At 65.0% G+C, this 17,955-nt stretch carries 15 protein-coding genes; 6 read left to right on the top strand and 9 right to left on the bottom strand.

Annotated features, from left to right (window positions below):
- The first annotated feature begins 25 nt into the window (after nt 1–25).
- Nucleotides 26–910 carry a YihY/virulence factor BrkB family protein gene (locus tag A3OK_RS0102515; protein ID WP_019903357.1) on the top strand — a complete coding sequence of 295 codons (885 nt, stop codon included), beginning with the start codon at nt 26–28 and terminating at the stop codon, nt 908–910.
- A 138-nt stretch (nt 911–1,048) separates the two neighbouring features.
- On the top strand, nt 1,049–1,864 hold the full coding sequence (locus A3OK_RS0102510; RefSeq protein WP_019903356.1) for a transglutaminase family protein: 816 nt from the start codon (nt 1,049–1,051) through the stop codon (nt 1,862–1,864).
- 149 nt (nt 1,865–2,013) lie between these two features.
- Here A3OK_RS0102510 and A3OK_RS0102505 read toward each other — a convergent pair whose 3' ends face one another.
- Nucleotides 2,014–3,795: a glucan ABC transporter ATP-binding protein/ permease gene (locus tag A3OK_RS0102505; RefSeq protein WP_019903355.1), complete on the bottom strand. Its 1,782-nt coding sequence runs from the start codon at nt 3,793–3,795 to the stop codon at nt 2,014–2,016.
- 276 nt (nt 3,796–4,071) lie between these two features.
- Here A3OK_RS0102505 and A3OK_RS0102500 point away from each other — a divergent pair, with 276 nt between their 5' ends.
- Complete coding sequence (locus A3OK_RS0102500) at nt 4,072–4,845, top strand: MotA/TolQ/ExbB proton channel family protein (protein ID WP_019903354.1); 774 nt, start codon at nt 4,072–4,074, stop codon at nt 4,843–4,845.
- Nucleotides 4,846–4,864: 19 nt separating this feature from the next.
- Complete coding sequence (locus tag A3OK_RS0102495) at nt 4,865–5,695, top strand: flagellar motor protein MotB (RefSeq protein ID WP_019903353.1); 831 nt, start codon at nt 4,865–4,867, stop codon at nt 5,693–5,695.
- Between the two features lie 7 nt (nt 5,696–5,702).
- Here A3OK_RS0102495 and A3OK_RS0102490 read toward each other — a convergent pair whose 3' ends face one another.
- A complete protein-coding gene (locus A3OK_RS0102490) occupies nt 5,703–6,224 on the bottom strand; it encodes a CAP domain-containing protein (protein ID WP_019903352.1) in 522 nt (173 codons plus the stop codon).
- 9 nt (nt 6,225–6,233) lie between these two features.
- Entirely contained in the window at nt 6,234–8,909 is a 2,676-nt protein-coding gene (locus A3OK_RS0102485; RefSeq protein WP_245259291.1) for a DUF3772 domain-containing protein, read from the bottom strand.
- A 655-nt stretch (nt 8,910–9,564) separates the two neighbouring features.
- Between A3OK_RS0102485 and A3OK_RS0102480 the strand changes: the two genes are divergently transcribed.
- Nucleotides 9,565–10,113 (top strand): HNH endonuclease, encoded by a 549-nt coding sequence (locus tag A3OK_RS0102480; RefSeq protein ID WP_019903350.1) that lies wholly within the window; start codon nt 9,565–9,567, stop codon nt 10,111–10,113.
- A gap of 8 nt (nt 10,114–10,121) precedes the next feature.
- Here A3OK_RS0102480 and A3OK_RS0102475 read toward each other — a convergent pair whose 3' ends face one another.
- From A3OK_RS0102475 to A3OK_RS0102460, 4 genes are all read right to left on the bottom strand, one after another.
- Entirely contained in the window at nt 10,122–10,424 is a 303-nt protein-coding gene (locus A3OK_RS0102475; protein WP_019903349.1) for a hypothetical protein, read from the bottom strand.
- Nucleotides 10,425–10,526: 102 nt separating this feature from the next.
- Nucleotides 10,527–11,465, bottom strand: coding sequence for an outer membrane beta-barrel protein (locus A3OK_RS23430; protein ID WP_081631145.1), 939 nt, complete (start codon nt 11,463–11,465; stop codon nt 10,527–10,529).
- 261 nt (nt 11,466–11,726) lie between these two features.
- Nucleotides 11,727–12,590, bottom strand: a complete 864-nt coding sequence (locus A3OK_RS0102465) for an outer membrane beta-barrel protein (protein ID WP_155911925.1) — start codon at nt 12,588–12,590, stop codon at nt 11,727–11,729.
- Between the two features lie 270 nt (nt 12,591–12,860).
- Entirely contained in the window at nt 12,861–13,724 is an 864-nt protein-coding gene (locus A3OK_RS0102460) for an outer membrane beta-barrel protein (RefSeq protein WP_019903346.1), read from the bottom strand.
- Nucleotides 13,725–13,938: 214 nt separating this feature from the next.
- Here A3OK_RS0102460 and A3OK_RS0102455 point away from each other — a divergent pair, with 214 nt between their 5' ends.
- Nucleotides 13,939–14,283 carry an MmcQ/YjbR family DNA-binding protein gene (locus A3OK_RS0102455; RefSeq protein ID WP_026596855.1) on the top strand — a complete coding sequence of 115 codons (345 nt, stop codon included), beginning with the start codon at nt 13,939–13,941 and terminating at the stop codon, nt 14,281–14,283.
- Between the two features lie 53 nt (nt 14,284–14,336).
- On the opposite strand, the gene glmM is transcribed toward A3OK_RS0102455, so the two are convergent.
- Both glmM and A3OK_RS0102445 read right to left on the bottom strand, forming a co-directional pair.
- Nucleotides 14,337–15,677 (bottom strand): phosphoglucosamine mutase, encoded by a 1,341-nt coding sequence (gene glmM, locus A3OK_RS0102450; protein ID WP_026596854.1) that lies wholly within the window; start codon nt 15,675–15,677, stop codon nt 14,337–14,339.
- 88 nt (nt 15,678–15,765) lie between these two features.
- The gene (locus A3OK_RS0102445) at nt 15,766–17,847 is read right to left on the bottom strand and encodes a hypothetical protein (RefSeq protein ID WP_019903343.1); all 2,082 of its coding nucleotides are present in this window, start codon (nt 17,845–17,847) and stop codon (nt 15,766–15,768) included.
- Between the last annotated feature and the right edge of the window lie 108 nt (nt 17,848–17,955).

The following is a 17,955-nucleotide window of genomic DNA, read 5'->3' as shown; positions in this document are numbered from 1 at the left end:
ACATACGAGAAGTGCCCCAGCCGCCGTGAGCCGTCTCCGCAAAAGCGCCAACGTCGCCAGCATCGCCGCCCAGCGTTTCGTCGCCCATGACGGTTGGGCCATTGCGAGCCATATCGCTCTCTCGATCCTGACCTCGCTGTTCCCGTTCCTGATCCTGGTCGCGGCGCTGGCCGGCCTGTTCGGAACCAAGTCGCTGGCCGACGAGGCCGGCGTCCTGATCTTCGAGGCATGGCCGCGCGAGGTGGCGAAGCCCATCGCCGGCGAGGTCCACCGGGTGCTCACCGAGCAGCGCGGCGGGGTGCTCACGATCGGCGCCGTGCTCGCGCTCTACTTCTCCTCCTCGGGTGTCGAGAGCCTGAGGGTCGGGCTCAACCGCGCCTATGGCCTGCGCGAGATCAGGCCCTGGTGGCTCACCCGGCTCGAATCCATCGGCTACGTCATCTGCGGCGCCTTCGCCATGCTCGCCTTCGCGCTCCTCGTGGTCCTGGGTCCGTTGATCTGGCGCCGGGTCATCGACGTGGCCCCCGGGCTCGAACCGCTGAGCCTCACCGTCGCCATCGGCCGCATCGGCATCACCGCGTTCCTTCTCGCGGCGGTGCTCGTCATCGCCCACAAATTCGTGGCGGCGGGACGCCGCGCGATCCTGTCGGTGCTGCCCGGCGTCGCGGTGACGCTGGTGCTGTGGTTCCTCGCCGGCCTCGGATTCGGTTTCTACCTGGACCGGTTCTCCAACGCCTACGCATCCACCTACGGCGGCCTAGCGACCGCGATGGTGTTCCTGGTCTTCCTCTACTGGCTCGCCGCGATGTTCCTGTTCGGTGGCGAGGTCAATGGCACCGTCATTGCAGCACGGCGCCAGCGGCTCGAGGCTCGGATGTTGGCGAGGCAGGCCGAGGCGCGCCGGAACTGAAGCATCGTGCCGCAGACTGCTCGCCAAAATCCTGCTTGCCGACATCCACCTGTGACCTTGGCGGCCTATGCCGAACGGTCTCGCGCGGGCATTAGGGCGCCGGGGCTGGCGCGAGAGTCGGCCGGAGGTTCAAAGGTAATGCGCATCAGGTTCGGTTGCGAGATGGGCTACGACTTCGCGTTTCCGACCCCGATGATCGCCCGATTGACGGCGCATCCGAGCCGGTTCGCCCACCGGTCCGAGCCGGACCGGCTCAGTGTCTCGCCGGAGACCGAGCACGAACTGTTCATCGACGATTTCGGCAATCGCTGCTGCCGCCTGGTGGCGCCGGCCGGTCCGGTCACGCTCTCGGTCGAAGGGTGGCTCGACGATGACGGCGAACTCGATCCGCTGGTCCCCGACGCGATCCAGCACGCGATCGAGGATCTGCCGTTGGAGACCCTGCCCTTCCTGGTGGCGAGCCGCTACTGCGAATCCGATCTGCTCTCCAATGAGGCGTGGCGCCTGTTCGGCGACGTCCCGCCGGGCTGGGCTCGCGCTCAAGCCGTGTGCGACTGGGTCCATGGCCATATCAGCTTCGGCTACGGCTATTCCAACGTGGATCGGACCGCCGCCGATGCCCTGGCCGTCGGGCGTGGGGTCTGCCGCGACTTCGCCCATCTGTTCGTCGCCTTCTGCCGCGGCCTCAACATGCCGACGCGCTACTGCACCGGCTATCTCAGCTTCATCGGCGAGCCCGAACCCCATGCGCCGGGAGATTTCGCGGCCTGGACCGAAGTCTATCTTGGCGGTGCCTGGCACGTCTTCGATCCGCGCAACAACGCCCCGCGCCGCGGCCGCGTCCTCGTCGCTCGCGGCCGCGATGCGGCGGACGTTCCGTTGACGCACACGTTCGGTTCGAACGTGCTGACGAAATTCAGGGTTTGGGCAGAGGAAGAGTTGCCGGACGCCTGATCGGATCGGCTTTGTCATTCTCACCTCTCCCTTCGCGGGAGAAAGCGGAAGGTCGGCCACGCCAATCCAGGGGCACGCCATATCCTGAAAGAGCGACTTCGCCTTCTCAACGGAATCCCTCCCCCGTGAAGGAGGAGGGGTTCTCTCGATCAGGCGGCCAGTGCGAGATCGGGGGGCGATGCTTCCGCGCCTGCCATGAACTGGGCCCGGGCGAGATCTGCGAAGCGACCGTTCTCGGCGACCAGCTCCTCGAAGGTTCCGGATTCGACGATCCGGCCCTCGTGGAAGACGAGGATGCGGTCGGCGTTGCGGATCGTCGCCAGACGGTGGGCGATGACGAAGGTCGTGCGCCCTTCCATCACGGCTTCCAGTGCGCCCTGGAGCTTGCGCTCGGTGGTGGCGTCCAGCGCCGAGGTGGCCTCGTCGAGGATCAGCACCGGCGGGTTCTTGAGCAGCGCGCGAGCGATCGACAGGCGCTGGCGCTCGCCGCCGGAGAGCGAGCGGCCACGCTCGCCGATGATCGTGTCGAGGCCGTCGAACTGGCGGTCCATGAACTCCGTCGCCTGGGCACGGTCGAGGGCGTCGAGCATCTCGGCATCGGTGGCGTCGGGACGACCGACCTGGAGATTCTCGCGGATCGAGCGGGCGAACAGCATCGGCTCCTGAAAGACCACGCCGATGTTGTGGCGCAGCGACGAGAGGCCGATGTCACGGATATCGGTGCCGTCGATGCGGATCGCGCCGGTATCGGGGTCGAAGGCACGGTGCAGCAGACCCAGGGTGGTCGACTTGCCCGAACCTGTGGTGCCGACGAGGGCGATGGTCTGCCCGGCTTCCGCCGTGAAGGACACGCTTTCCACCGCCTTGCGGCGCGGGGTGTAGGAGAAGCCGACCTGATCGAACGAGACCTCGCCCTCGAAACGCGCAACCTGCTTGGCGCCCGGACGATCGTGCACGGCCGGGGTGGTGTCGAGGATCTCGAAATACTCGGCGATCTTGGGCATCTGCTGGAACAGGCCGTTGATGCAGGTGGCAACCTGATCGAGGCGGGCGACGAGCATGGTGGCGAGGCTCATGAAGGCCACGACTTCGCCGATCGAGGCCATGCCGTGCTGATGCAGGGCGATGCCGGTGATGAAGATCGCCGTCATGGTCAGGGTCGCGGCGGCGCGGGTCGCGACGTTGGCGAGCGCCCACCACGACAGGACCGGGATCTGGGCTGCGAGCAGGTTGCGGATGATGCCGTGCATCGCTTCCTTCTCCGCCTTGGCGCGGGTGAAGGATTGGATGACCGCGACGTTGCCGAGAGCGTCCGAAGCGTGGGCGGCGAGACCGGACTGATAGGCCTCGACCCGACCCTGCAGCATCTCGGTGCGGCGCATGACGAAGGTGGTGAGCGCGGTGAACATCGTCACCAGCACGACGAGGATCGAGCCGAGCTGCCAGTTCACGAACAGGGTCATCGGCAGGAGCACGGCCAGCGAGACGACGGCGACGAAATGATCGCGGAAGAAGCCCAGCCAGAGCCAGAACATGCCGTTCGAGCCTTCCAGCATCGCCTTGAGAACGCGGCCGGAATGGTTCGACGAATGGAACGCCAGGGGCAATTCGAGAACGTGCTCGAAGTAGTTCGCCATGGAGGTGAGGCGGTTGCGATGGGCCAGCCGATCGGCATGCAGCGCGATGGTGACACCGGCGGCGATCGTGAACAGACCGAAGGCGACCCATGCGCCGATGAGCGGCGCCAGCGTCGAGAAGGCGTTGCCGTTGCTGTTGAGGTGCGTCAACTGATCGATGATGCGGCCCATGAGGAGCGGCTCGGCGAAAGCTGCGACCGCAAGCGCCACATTGGCGAGAGCGAGCAGTACCGCCAGACGCCGATCGGCACCCAGAAGACCCATGACGCGCGCATAGAGACGAACCAACGGCATAATGACGTATGCTCCGATGCCAACCCCGGCGCGGTTCCTTTTGCCGGAACCTTCGCCCTAGACCCTTCGCCTCGGACCCGGCTCCCATTCGCGGGAATCCAGAAATCCTTTGGCGTGATCGGCTTATTGCAAAGCCACCCTGAACGGCGAATGACAGGAATGAGCCGGGCGGGGCGTTATCCTTTACGGTTCGTTTAGCGCGTCTGCCTAAGGCTGGACGGGTCGCTTTCCGCACGGGCCGATTCCGTGGTGCCGGGAGGCTGACCAGGGTTCACCATGGATCTCGCAACCGGTATCGGGCTCGTCGGCGGCTTCGGCGTCGTCTTCACGCTGATCATGATCGACGGCGGCAACTTCGCCGCCTTCTTCGACAAGCACGCGGTCATCGTCATCTTCGGCGGCTCGACCGCGGCGACGATGATCCGCTTTCCGTTCGCCACCATGATGCACGGTCTGCCCATGGGCATGCGCTACGCCTTCACCATGAGGGCGATCCGGCCGCGCGAACTCATCGAGGAAATCACCAAGATCGCCGACGTGGTGCGCAAATCCGGCCCGATGGCGCTGGAGAGCATGGAGATTTCCGACCCGTTCCTGGCTCAGGGCGCACGATACATCGCCGACGGCTACGATCGCGAATTCATCCGCGACACGATGGAGCGCGACCGCGACAACTTCCTGATGCATCTCGACGAGGGCTCGAAGATCTATCGCGCCTTCGGAGACTGCGCTCCGGCCTGGGGCATGATCGGCACCATCCTCGGCATGGTGACCATGTTCGCCAACATGTCGGATCCCTCGAAGCTCGGCCCCGCCATGGCGACCGCGCTGCTCGCGACCCTCTATGGCGCTTTGATCTCCAACATGATCGCCCTGCCCCTGGCCGACAAGCTTCACGTGAAGCTCGAGGAGGAGGACGTCTCGCGCTCGCTCATCATCGACGGCATTCTCCTCATCCGCGATTCCAAGAGCTCGTCGCTCGTGCGCGAGATGCTGATCGCCTACCTGCCGCACAACCATCGCGACGAGCTCGCGGCGGAAGCGGCCTGACGGGCGGGAGGTACGGACCGTGGCCAGGAAGAAGCGTGGAGGCCATGGCGGTCACGGCTGGTTCGTGACCTTTGCCGATCTCATGGCCCTGCTCATGAGCTTCTTCGTGATGATCGCGGCCTATTCCACCCAGGATCAGAAGAAGATGCAGGCGGTGGCCGGTTCCATGCGCGACGCTTTCGGCGTCAACAGGGAATCGCGTTTCTCCGGTATCATCGAGAAGGACGGCCTCCCGGCTCCGGGCCACATCAAGAACCGGCGCGACATCCCGCCGGAGCAGGCCACCGACCGGCCGAACCCGCCCAATCCCGAAGCGACGTCGGATGACGGGAATCCCGACAGCGGTTACCCCGACGCCTTCGGCCTCGCCGCCGCGAGCCTGCGCCAGGCGATGCAGGACATGCCCGAGATCGCGGAACTGTCGAAGAACATCATCGTCTCGCCGACACAGAAGGGCGTCGACGTCTCGCTGATCGACCAGGACGGCAGCACGATGTTCCCGGATGGATCGAGCCGCCCGAACGACCGCACCCGGCGCCTGCTCGAGAAGCTCGCTCCCGTCATCCGCAAGATGCCAAACCGGATTGCGGTGACCGGCTACACCGCGACTGACAGGCCCGGAGCGCGGCCCCCTGCCCCGCCCTGGGAACTCTCCGCCAACCGCGCGATCAGCGTTCGTGAGATCCTTGCCAGCGCTGGCGTGCCCGACGACCGCTTCGCCTCCGTTTCGGGCAAGGCGGATACGGAGCCGATGTTCCCCGACAACCCCTACCTGTCGTCGAACCGGCGGGTGACGGTGACGCTGATGAACGAACAGGCCCCGACACCGCGCTCGATGAAGCTTCCCTGAGGCCGGCTCACTCGGCGACGAGCAGAGCCCAATACACCTTGTATTTCGAGTTCGGTGCGTAGGCCGTGGCGATGCCCATCCGGGTGGCGCCAGGGGTGAGCATGACGGCATTGTGGGCCGGGCTGTCGCGCCAGCCCGAGAAGGCTTCCGCGAAGGTGTGGTAGCCGGCCGAGAGGTTGGCCTGTGCACCGGCATAGCCGAGGCGCTGGACCGCGACCTTCACCGTCTGGGCCTGGCTCGGCTTGTCGGCGGCAGCCATCGCGGCGGCCTCGGCTTCGGCGAGGCGCTGCAATTCGGGATCGATCCGCAGCGCCGCTCCGCCGGTCCGCGCACGATAGGCCGAGATCATGTCGCGCGCGGTGGCCGAATCGACCAGTGCGCCGGCGGTCGTCATCGGCCAGTACATGGGGAGCGTCCCCGTCGTCGGCGCATCGGTGGCACAGCCGGACAGCAGCGCCCCACTCAGAAGAGCGAGCCCGATCGCCCGAAATCCCACCGTCATCGTTGCCGCCTCGCGCTCTTCGTTCATCGTGCCGGTCTACGACACCTCCGCAGGGCTCCTACGCCGGTTCGGTTCACGAGGCGTTGCCGATCGGATCGGCTCGGCCTCCTCGTTCGCGGAAGGGGCACCTTCCCCGTCTTCGACAACCGCGCCTTGCACCGGACGATCCTGGTTCCGGGTCTGTGCGAAGGCGCCGGCAATCTGGCCGAGTGCATTCTGGACCGGCTCCAGGCCCTGGACGGTGACGACGCTCGATCCGGGCCCGAGAGCCGGAATGAACCCTGCGCCGGACAAGGCTTGAAACACCGAAAAGTTCAGGTCGCTCGTGACCTTGAGCCCCATGCTGACGTCGACGATCATCGCGATCAGCTCGAATTCGAGGAAGGGATCGCCGATCTTGCGGAACACGACCCGCGGCGCCGGCTCCTTCAGCACGTCCGGATGAGCCGCGGCGCAGGCGACCAGCATCTCGGCCGCACGCACCGGATCCTGGTTGCGCAGGACGTTGACGGTGATGGTGACCCGGCCGGTGCGGTCGCCCCTGACCCGGTTCTTCACGATGCCGGAGATCAGGTTTGAGTTCGGAACGATCACCGCCGAACGGTCGAAGGTCTGGATCTCGGTGGAGCGTACCGAGATGCGCTTCACGATGCCCTCGCTGTCGCCGATGAGCACCTGATCGCCGACGCGGATCGGACGCTCCCAGAGCAGCAGAAGTCCGGAGACGAAGTTGTTGACGATGGATTGCAGGCCGAAACCGATACCGACGGAGAGCGCGCCGGCGACGATGGTCAGCTTTTCGAGGCTCAGGCCGAGATAGGAGAAGGCGAGTGCGAGGGCGATGAGGAAGCCGCAATAGCCGGTGATGGTGGAGATGGAGTTGCGCAGGCCCGCATCGAGATCGGTGGCCGGCAGGTAGGTCTGTTCCAGCCAGCGCTGCACCGCGCGGGTGATGACGACGCCGATGACCAGAAGTCCCACCGCGTAGGCGATGGTGGAGAGCGAGATCGTCACGTCTCCGACCTTGAAGCCGAAGAACGCGCTGCGCACCGATGTGAATACGTCGGTGGAATCGAGACCCCAGGGCGCCAGCGCCAGCAGGGCCGCCACCAGGATCAGCAACACTCTGGCGATGCCGGTGGAGAGCACGGCGATCTGGTTGATCGAGCGCTTGCGCAGGCCGGTATTGGCCTGGAGCGCGGTGGCGAAGCGCGTCTCGTCCTTCAGCGTGCCGCCGATGAACGTGTCGGCGCTCGAGATGAGAAGGTAGAGGAGCACGATCAGGCACGCCGTCCAGACCAGCTGGTCGATGAGGAAGGCGGCAAAGGCGACATAGCCGATCAGCGGCGCGACACCGATGACGATGACGGCGGCCCATCCGAGGAGCCGGGCCGGTCCGCCGATCGTGGTGGTCGATTCCGGCGCCACGTAGGGGCCGAAACAGGCCTCTTCCTTGTCCGCCGTGTCGGCGAAGCGATGCAGGCCGATGGCGAGGATGAGGATGGTCGCGAGCGCGCCGATGCCGCGGGTGGCGATCGAGATCGACAGGGCGGCATAGATGCCGGAATTCAGCGCTTCGATGGATTTCACCACCGTGATCACCGTGGCGATGCCCACGGCGAGCCGGGTGAGGCGGGAGGCTGTGGAATCACCCACCGGAGCGGGACGCCAGGACGGCTTCTCGGGCGATAGCAGCGCATCGCACAGGGCCTCGACGAAGGCGATGAAGGCAAGGCCGGCGAGGATGGCGCCGGCGACCGGCATGAGACGCTGCGGCAGCAGGTCCGTGGCGTCGAGGGCATAATAAACGGCATAGCTTCCCACCACCGCCGGCACCGTGCCGAGGAGGAAGACGCGCCAGGCGGCCATCAGCTTCATGCGCTGAGACGGGTCGACCACGCTCTGGCTGCGGCGCCCGAGGCGGGGGGCGATGTTGCGGCGTCCGAAATACAGCGCGACCGAGATCCCCAGCGCGATGCCGAGCAGGAGAAGATTCCAGATCGAGCCGTTTCGGGTGAACAGTGCGGCGATGTCGCTGACGGCGGCCTGCAGGGCACGGACGTCGCGCGGAACGTCGTCGGCGATGCGCATCCACAGGTCGGGACTTACCAGTGCCGACGAGCGCTCGAACAGGCCGCGGGTGAAGGCGGCACGACGCTTGTTCGTGATCTGGTCGATGATCTGATCGCTTTGAACCAGCAGCGATTTCGCCAGGCGCTGGGTCTCGTCGATCTCGGCCACCGCGTGCTCGCGCTCGGCCCGTTCCTTGGCGACGTCCTCGCCTTCTTCGCCCTCCTTCGGCTTCGGACCGAGTTGCGTCAGGCGCTCTCGGGCTGCGTCGAGCCGCGGGGTCGTCGCGTCGATGATCTGCCGGATACGGTCGGCGATACCGTCGAGCCCGTCCCGCGCCTTGAGCAGGTTGGCGGAATCGACGTTGCGACCCGCGAGCAGCTTTTCGCGCTCGTCGAGATTGGCCTTGGCCTCGTCGAGCCGGTTGCGGACGTTCTGGATCGCTTCGGAGACCGCGGGTTTCGGCGCTGGCGGCTTTGCGACCGGAGCCGGCGCCGTCGCGGCGGGCGGTGCCGCGCCGCCGGGCGCCGGCTTGGCCGGGTCGGTCTGAGCAGGAGTGGCCGGCGCGGTCTGAGCCACCACCATGATGGGGTTCAGAAGGGACGCACCCATCCACGCGGCAAGGAGCGCTGCATGTCGCATTCTGCCCTTCGAGAAACCCAGTGTCATGTCATTCCCTTCATAGGCAGCGCCGCATGGCATTCGCCGATGCGCATTGCCGAGACCCTCCCTGCGCGAAGCAGGCCAATCGGGGCCGGATCACGTCGCCGGCTTGAACCGGGTACCATGATCGGATCGCAACCGCAGGCGCCGCACACGCACTGGATCGGGTCGAAAATCGAGGTGCCGGATGGCCTATCAATGGGGCGAAAGGGTGCCGCCGAGCTCCGATCGCCGCTACCCGCACGAAAGTTTGTGGGCCGCGACGTCGCGGATCCGCCGAACAACCTTCACAAGCATGTCACGCTGATATTAGACTAAGCGGTGATGGACAGGGCCTTTTCGTATCGACACGAGGAGGTGGCGTTGGCCGTCCACGTCGATGTGCCTCGCCACGAACCGGGCGTTCCCGCCCGATGCGACCGCTTTTGGCTAAGCCCAGGCCGGTCGATCTCGTCCGAGCACCGGCATTCTTCGCATCGCGCGCTGCCTCGGCGACCTCATTCCGGTCGCTCCATCCGCGCGCCGTCACCGAAGACACAGCTTCCGGGACCACCGATCTTTCATCATCCGGGGACGACGCCGCATCCCGACGCGTCGTGTCGTCCCCCTGTCGACCCGTCAAGAGAGTAGCACCATGCTGGATCTCCAAACGCTCGTCCTGAACGCGGATTACCGGCCGCTCTCCTATAATCCGCTGTCCTTGTGGTCCTGGAAGGACGCCTTCACCGCCCTCTTCCTCGACCGGGTCACGCTGGTGGCCAGCTACGATGTCGAGGCGCGCTCGCCGAGCCGGGCCTTACGGGTTCCGAGCGTGGTCGCCCTCAAGAATTACGTCACGCTGGCGCGCAGCCCGGCCTTCACCCGCTACAACATCTACCTGCGCGACACCTTTTCCTGCCAGTATTGCGGCCTGCGGATGCCCTCGGGCGGGCTGACCTTCGACCATGTGATCCCACGCTCGCGCGGCGGATTGTCGAGCTGGGAGAATGTCGTCGCCGCCTGCTCACCGTGCAATCTGCGCAAGGCGAACCGCACTCCGGCCGAGGCCGAGATGCCGCTCCTGCATGAGCCGCACCGTCCGTCCCGCTACGAGTTGCATCGACGTCAGCCGGAATTCGACCACCGCGAATACCATCATAGCTGGCTCGACTACCTGTACTGGGACAGCGAGCTCGAAAGCTGATGATCGGATCAGTAGGGCGTGAAGCGCGGCGGCGGTTCGTTATAGATCGGCGCGCCGAGATTGCGCGGCTGGACGGGTCCCTGAAGGACCGGCGGGCCATAGCCGTGCACCGCCGCGTGCCGGACCGGCCGGAAGCTCGGATCGCGATAGGGGATGTGCGGCGGCAACATCGCGCGGTGGCGATGGGCGTGAACATGCGGGCCGCGATGATACCCGGCATGGTAGCGCTGGTGATGGCCGTCCGCCACGGCATCCGGGACGGAGACGAAGCTCAGCGCGACGGCGCCGGCGGCGAGGGCAAGGCGGAGCATGATCTGTCGTCCCGACGGCGTGGCGGGCCATCTGACCCGACATCCGGGAGGATAACCCCAGAGATACGAGGAAGCGCTTAACGCGCCTGCCTCGCTCGATGCTCAGAATTTCACGGCCGCGCCACCGCGCACAGTGTTCAAGTTTACGGTATGGCCGCCGAAGTCGTCAAAGAGGACATACTGATATTCGCCGCGCAGGATAATGTTCTGCGTCAATGCATATTCAAGGCCGCCGCCAAGCGTAACGCCTGCAACGGTTTTGACGGATGGACCTTTTGTCAATGCGACTGCAGGAAGTGGCGTTGTTTGCCGTTGTCCTGACGGTGACGAGTTGACTTCCGGGTAGTTTGGATTGAACGTTTTATATCCGTGGTTGTACACCGCTAGTGCCGACCCCGATGTCGATGACTGGTTGGCAGAGTACGTTTTTGCGTCATAACCGTAATTTTGCACGAGTGCTTGATCGTTCACGACTGCACGGCCGATCGCGATACCGCCAGTGACGAATGGCAGAAAATTACCGATCACCCAGCCGCCGCGTGCCCTGATCGTTCCATAATCTTCGATTTTGGTGGTCGAGTCGCCGTATAATCTTACGACCTCTGACATTCCTGCGCTGGTTGTCAGTTGGCGCGATATCTCATTCGTTGACGTTCCTGCTTTATCGAAGCGCGTATAGTCAACTTCAACGCCTATAACAACCTCATCGAACTGATAGTTGTATCCCGCAAAGCCGCCAAAGCTTGTCCCATCCACCCGTGCCGACGGCATAACAAGGAACGATGAAACGCCAAATTGGCTTTCGATATCCCGTACGCGGAAATTGTCCGCGAGTACGTTCTTGAACGCCTTTTCTTGGTTCAGAGACGCTGACGTGTAGCCGGCATGAGCGCCGAAATAGAACCCGTTCCAGTCGATCTCAGCGGAGACCGGCTCATAATCGGGGCCGCGCAGGACTCCGTAATCGAGATCCGCAGCTTGAGCCGTCGAGAACCAGCCGATGGTCACGCTGGTGAGGAGTGCGAGTGTCGCGGTACGCATCGAGGTCGTCCTCAGGGCCGCAGCCCGACTGTTCTTTCCGAACCTTGCATCCTTACTACTTGAGTAACCTTAATAGTCCGTTGCGCTCGGCCTGAAAGGCTTTGAAGTCCGATATTCAGGATGTCGGGTGACAAGAGAAAGCCCGCTCGGCACTGGCCGGCGGGCTTTGCTTATTCAATGGTGCCGACGAAGACCGAGGCTAAGCCTCCAGTGGCATCGACCTTCTATCAGAACGGCGTCTGGGTGGTTCGGGTCAAATTCCTATTCGTAGGGATTTGCGCCGCCATAGCCCCCTGCCCCGTAGGAGCTCGTGCCACCGGCGAAGCTGTAGCGCAGGCCGACACGCATCTCGTTGGCCGAGAGATCCTTCAGGCGCGTGCCGTAGCCGTAATCGTCGAGGCCGGTCTTGGCGCGGCCGAGATTGACGTAGCGATAGCTCGCATCGAGGGCGAAGCCCGCACCGATTTCGTAGGAGACACCGCCGGTGAGGGCCCAGGCCAACGACGTGACGGATCCATTGCGACGCGCTGCGGCCGTACGCGGGCCTGCACCGGGCGAGCCGTCGCAAGCGGGAATGATGCAGGTGGTCTGCGTGTAGGCGCTGCGGAAGCTCTTGTCCGCGACACCGATGCCCGCGCCGATATAGGGCGTCAGGCCCCACCAGGTGCCGAGATCGGCGTAGACGTTGACGAGCCCGGTCAGCACGTCGAGCTTGCCGGCCTCGATGTTGTAGCCGGTGACGAAGTTCGAGCGCGACGAGTAGGTGCTGAACCGGCTCGGTCCGCGCTGATCGATGGTGGCGTCCATGCGAAGCCAGTTGTTGAAGCGGTAGCCGACGCCGCCGCCATAACCTGCTTCGTGGCTCAACCGCAGGCGCACCAACGGCGGCATGCCCGGATCATTCGGATCGGGCAGGGTCGAGTCCTTAGGGTGATCGTAATAGCTCTCGGTGAAGTCCGCACGCAGGTACCAGCCGCTGCCGATCTGCACGGGGGCGGGTGCCGGAGGGGGCGGAGGCGGCGGCGGCAGGTCTGCGGCGAAGACCGGTGCCGAGGTGCCGATCGCCAACCCGGCGAGAAGCGCAGCGACGGCTGCGGAACGGTTCGTGCGGGGCGCGATCATCATGATCCTCAAAGAGGCGTCCGCCAAGAACGCATGGTGTGGATGCATTCCGGCAGGGGCTCGACTAGCAACATCATGAATTTCAAAGGTTATGATCGCCTTAACCCTAACGGCGCTTCCGTCGTCTCCAGGACATCACGGTTGCGCAGTAACTTTGCGACTTGCCCTGACGATAGCGTTCGGTTGTCGAAACGGTTCTCATCGCTTTGGCACGAACGAAAACGGCGCAGATCGAGATCCGCGCCGTTGCTTCGAACCGAGTGTGCGAAACGATCAGTACTTGCGAACGATCGGGCCCGGCATCGGCTGGTAGTCGACCATCGGAGCTTCCACGCCGCCGAGTAGCCAGCGCATGCCGATCTTGACGTCGTGGGAGGTGAGATCCTTGACGTGGTAGGTCGTCTGAAGATTGCAGGTCGGCAGGCAGGCGACATTTCCGGTCTGCGCCGAACCCATGTTGAGATAGCGGTAGGCGAGTTCGAGCTTCAGGTTCGGCGTGACGGAATAGCCGAGGCCGGCATGGGCCGCCCAGGCGAAGCCGGTCTTGTCCCTGTCGGGTGCCTTGCCGAAGCCGCCCTGATAATCGCCGTAGCCCTGGTCGGTGACATTGCCGAACATGTGGTGGGCGAAGCCGACGCCGGCGCCGACGAACGGGGTCACGCCGTACCAGGTGCCGAGATCGACATAGCCGTTGGCGAGGCCGACGATGGAAGCGAACTTGCCGGTGGTGCGGTTATAGCCGGTGCCGTTCGGCCGGAAGGTGGTGTCCTGGGCTGTGAAGGTCCAATCCGTCTGGGTGCGGTACTCGCCGGTGATATCGAACCGGAGCCAGGGGTTGAACTGGTAACCGACACCGGCGCCGACGAAGGCCTGATCGCCGACATAATCCTGAAGCGTGGTGTATTTGTAGGCGGCAGGCGGCTGGGACACGTCCTGCGCGATGGTCTTGCGCAGGTCGAGGGCGCCGACGCCCACATCGCCGCGCAGGTACCAGCCGCCACCGATCTCGACCGGCGGGGGCAATGGTTCGGGCGGCAGGGACGGCAGCAGGTCGGCGGCCTGCGCGAGGCATGGCGCTCCCACGCTCGCAAGGAGCGTGATCGAGCGCGCCAAGGCGGAAAGCTTGGAGCGGCGCATAATGGGTCCTTCACTCGATCGTTCGCCGGGCGCGAGAGAAGACCGGCCGGGATGACGGATCGAAGATGTACCGAAGGAGTTAAATCGGGCTTAACGTTAAATGTTAGCCTTGCTGAATGATGTGCGAGCCGAGATCTTGCCGTATCTTACGGGATCTCTCCGACCTCGGTGCCGCCGCCATCTCGCGCTCGCAATACAAGGAAGTGGCGGATCGATGCGCCCGGACGATGTGCGTACCTTGGCAATGATGCTGCCGGCCGTGGAGGAAGGCGCCCATATGGGCCATCCGGATTTCCGGATCGGAGGCCGGATCTTCGCTACCCTTTGGGTCGACGAGGAGCGCGTCGTCCTGAAGTTCCCGGCCGAGCATCAGGCACTTGTCGTCGAGGCGGAGCCGGATTTGTTCGAGCCTGTTTCCGGCGCCTGGGGCCGACGCGGATGGACGAGCCTGTCGCTCGAAGAGGCGGACGAGGACACGCTCAGGAGCGCCCTCCTCGCCGCATGGCGATGTCTCGCTCCCATGGCATTGCAGCAGAAGAGCGTCAGCGCGAAAAGCTGATGCGGATCGGCGCGTTCAAGCCTCGCCTCGGATACGATATCCGAGGCGATGGTCTAGGCTGCGGCCTTGGTGACGGCATCCACGATGTCGTCGACGACTTCCGTGACGAGGCCGCGGTCGTCGCCTTCCGCCATGACGCGAATCACCGGTTCGGTCCCTGAGGGACGGATGACGACGCGGCCGGTATTCCCGAGCCGCTCGCGGCCATGGGCGATGGCGGTGACGACCGCATCCTGCTGGAGCGGCGTGCCGGAGCGGTAGCGGACGTTCTTGAGGATCTGCGGCAGCGGGTCGAAGCAGTGGCAGACCTCGCTCACCGGCTTCTCGCTGCGCTTGACCACGCTGAGAAGCTGAAGCGCCGCCACGAGGCCGTCCCCGGTGGTGGCGTAGTCCGACATGATGATGTGCCCGGACTGCTCGCCACCGAGATTGTAGCCGTGCTCGCGCATATGCTCGAGGACGTAGCGGTCCCCCACCGCGGTGCGGGCGAGGCCGAGGCCGATCCCTTCGAGGAAGCGTTCGAGGCCGAGGTTGGACATGATCGTCGCGACGATGCCGGGCTGGGTCAGCCGGTCGTCATCCTTCCAGGACCGCGCCACGACGGCCATCAGCTGGTCGCCATCGACCGACTGGCCTTTCTCGTCGACGATGAGCACGCGGTCGGCGTCGCCGTCGAGGGCAATGCCGATATCGGCCCGCAATTCCCGCACCTTTGCGGAGAGGGCCGCAGGCGCCGTCGAGCCGACATCGTGGTTGATGTTGAAGCCGTCCGGCTCGACGCCGATGGCGATCACCTCGGCTCCGAGCTCCCACAGGGTCTCCGGCGCCACGCGGTAGGCCGCGCCGTTGGCGCAATCGACCACCACCCGCAGGCCGTCGAGGGTGACGTTGCGCGGAAGCGTGCGTTTGGCGAATTCGATGTAGCGGGCATGCACGCTCTCGATCCGCTTGGCGCGGCCGAGATCGCGCGATCCCGCGAGCCTCTTATGCAGCTCGCCGTCGATCAGCGCCTCGATCTCGCGCTCGACCTCGTCGTTGAGCTTGAACCCGTCGGGCCCGAACAGCTTGATGCCGTTATCCTCGAACGGGTTGTGCGAGGCCGAGATCATCACGCCGAGATCGGCGCGCATGGACGGGGTGAGCATGGCCACCGCCGGCGTCGGCATTGGACCGAGCAACATCACGTCCATACCCACGGAGGTGAAACCGGCAACCAGGGCCGTCTCAATCATGTAGCCGGACAAACGGGTGTCCTTGCCGATCACCACGCGGTGACGGTGGTCGCCGCGCTGGAACACCAATCCCGCCGCCTGCCCCACCTTGAGGGCGAGCTCCGGCGTGATCACCCCGTTGGCGCGGCCCCTGATCCCGTCCGTTCCGAAATACTTGCGCACGTGCTTCATTCCCGATCGTGACGGCCCATCATAGCCGGTGGCGGTCGCTGAATGGTATCGAAGCATGGCAAACGAATGGTGGCCGGTATCAGGCCTCGTCGCGTGTCAGGAGGCCGGTGAACCCGGTGATGATCAGCGAGACGAGGACGGCACCCTCGATCTGCTCGGCGATGCTGAAGTAATACAGCGCTATTCCCTGCCACGTCGCCGTGTTCACCCGCCAGAACCGATCGGTTCCCGCGTCGAAGAGTGGCATGAACGTATCGAACGAGTAGGCCAGCGGATCGAAGGCCGGGTAGAGATTGACGAGCTTTTCCTTTGCTTCCTCCGCGCTGGTCACGCCGGGCACGAAATCGGCCGCTGCCGTTCGGACGAAGATTTCGCCTTCCTGGCAGAGCCGCGGCCCCATCTTGCAGGATTCGTAGGCCGCTCCGGTATACACGGCGGCCCAGACCACGATGACCACGACCGACCAGGCCACCGCCTTCCACGGGTTGAAGCCATAATCGGCGAGCACGTGCAGGAGCCAGCTGACGCAGCGCATGAATGTCGTGGTCTCGCGTACGTGACGCTCGGCCACGCGGCGGGCGATGGCGATGCGATGGGCGTCTTCCTCGTAGCCCTGACTCGCCAGGACCTTGGCGAGATGTCGCCATGGTTGCGGACGTAGCCGGGTGAACAGGTCGTCGCAGGATTGCCCGCGCAGCCAGCGCTGGCGAGCCGTATGCGTCGGCACCGCGGGCGTGGCGTCCCCATCTGGGTTGTCGAGGTGCTGGTACTCGAACCCGTCGAGGACGAGGTGATCGGCGTCGCGGTTCTTCGCGTCGCGGAACCGGCCCGGACAGGCTCGGCGGTAAAGGGACGCCGGAACGGGCCAGGCGGAGGCGAAATCGACATAGGTCCCGACCTTCAGTCGAGACAGGTCGACGATGCCGCGAGGGCGACCACAACCCGGATAGCGGATGTCGGCGGCGTCCGGCATGATCAGCTGGGAAATCTCGGACTCACTGAGATCGAGGGCCAGGAAACGGAGCGGATCCTCCTCGATGCTCATTCCTCCATGCGGCTTTTCGGTCCCGAGCGCCTCCTCGCCGAGCGCGCTCGATTGCAGCTGGCTCCCGGAGAGGTCGAGAGAACCGCGGATCTCGACACCCGAGAGCAGGATCGCACCGGTGATGTGAGCGCCGCGTCCGATGATGAACCGCCCCTTCGTCTCGATGCCGCGCGCGTCGAGCGCACCGAACGGACCGCCGACGAGGGTCGCGCCGCTGATCTCGAAATGATGCTCCACCGTGGCGCGACTGAAGTTCAGGCTGCCCGCGACGATGCCGGGAATAGGGGCATCGCCCTGTCCCAATCCGCTGCGCAGGATGACGCTTCCGATGCGGCTGCCCTGGGCGTTGATGGCGGTCCCGTTCGGGTTGTGGAACGTCGCTCCCTCGGCGGCGAACTGCGCCGCGATATGGGCGCTGACGAGGTGACAGACGCCGTGGATCCTGGCGCCGTCCAAGAACATCCCGGCCACGGTGATGTCCTGCACATCGATGGCGTCGCCGTCGGGATTGTCGAAGACCGCGCCCACGGCGACGAACTGCCCGCGAATGGTCGCGCCGAGAAACCGGCACCCTCCCCTCACCGTCGCGTGGTTGAGGAACAATCCCGCCATGGAACTGCGCTGGGCATTGATGGCGTCACCGGTCGGATGGTCGAACACGGCGCCTTCTGCCGTGACGGTACTGGCGATGGAGGCTCCGCTGAGATCGCAGGTGCCGGTGATGGTCGCGTGCGGAATGAAGAGCGGACCGGCGATGGTCACACCCTGCGCGCGCAGGCCGTTGCCGATGCGGCTCTTCTCGAAGGACAATGTCCGCGTATGGCTGTTGGTGAAGTCCAGACCGTCCGGGATCTCGGCTTCGTCGATCCAGAGCGGCCGAACGACTTCGCGGTCGGCGCAGGCGAGAAGGCCTTCCACGTGCCCGCCGACCAGTCGCACTCCTTCCGGGGCAACGGGCCAATCCATCCGCTCGGCACAGACAAGCGCCCGAATGACGCCCGCGCGAACGGTCTCCTCGGGGCCGAGCCTCAGGATCTCACCGGCGCGGCAGGCTTCGACCAAGCGCCGCTCAGGGTTGGTCAACTCGCCGATCGCACCCTGCGCCACTTCGTGCATCGATGGTCGCCGCCCTGAAGTCGCGCGTGGATCGGACGACTCGCACCGCGCCAGTCATTCGATCCGCGATGGCGCCCAAACCCTTGTTTGGCAATCAAAAGAAAAGCG

It is taken from the genome of Methylobacterium sp. 77 (assembly GCF_000372825.1).
Classification (GTDB): Bacteria; Pseudomonadota; Alphaproteobacteria; order Rhizobiales; family Beijerinckiaceae; genus Methylobacterium.
The sequence above is the reverse complement of the archived record's forward strand: the minus strand, read 5'-3'. Positions and strand labels throughout refer to the sequence as shown.

Bases quoted from the DNA above. Each gene is read 5' to 3' on its own strand.
- A3OK_RS23430 (WP_081631145.1), bottom strand. From the start codon at position 11,465: ATGCGTACCGCGACACTCGCACTCCTCACCAGCGTGACCATCGGCTGG.
- A3OK_RS0102505 (WP_019903355.1), bottom strand. From the start codon at position 3,795: ATGCCGTTGGTTCGTCTCTATGCGCGCGTCATGGGTCTTCTGGGTGCC.
- A3OK_RS0102480 (WP_019903350.1), top strand. From the start codon at position 9,565: ATGCTGGATCTCCAAACGCTCGTCCTGAACGCGGATTACCGGCCGCTC.
- A3OK_RS0102465 (WP_155911925.1), bottom strand. From the start codon at position 12,590: ATGATGATCGCGCCCCGCACGAACCGTTCCGCAGCCGTCGCTGCGCTT.
- A3OK_RS0102485 (WP_245259291.1), bottom strand. From the start codon at position 8,909: ATGCGACATGCAGCGCTCCTTGCCGCGTGGATGGGTGCGTCCCTTCTG.
- A3OK_RS0102510 (WP_019903356.1), top strand. From the start codon at position 1,049: ATGCGCATCAGGTTCGGTTGCGAGATGGGCTACGACTTCGCGTTTCCG.
- A3OK_RS0102500 (WP_019903354.1), top strand. From the start codon at position 4,072: ATGGATCTCGCAACCGGTATCGGGCTCGTCGGCGGCTTCGGCGTCGTC.
- A3OK_RS0102460 (WP_019903346.1), bottom strand. From the start codon at position 13,724: ATGCGCCGCTCCAAGCTTTCCGCCTTGGCGCGCTCGATCACGCTCCTT.
- A3OK_RS0102475 (WP_019903349.1), bottom strand. From the start codon at position 10,424: ATGCTCCGCCTTGCCCTCGCCGCCGGCGCCGTCGCGCTGAGCTTCGTC.
- A3OK_RS0102490 (WP_019903352.1), bottom strand. From the start codon at position 6,224: ATGAACGAAGAGCGCGAGGCGGCAACGATGACGGTGGGATTTCGGGCG.
- A3OK_RS0102455 (WP_026596855.1), top strand. From the start codon at position 13,939: ATGCGCCCGGACGATGTGCGTACCTTGGCAATGATGCTGCCGGCCGTG.
- A3OK_RS0102445 (WP_019903343.1), bottom strand. From the start codon at position 17,847: ATGCACGAAGTGGCGCAGGGTGCGATCGGCGAGTTGACCAACCCTGAG.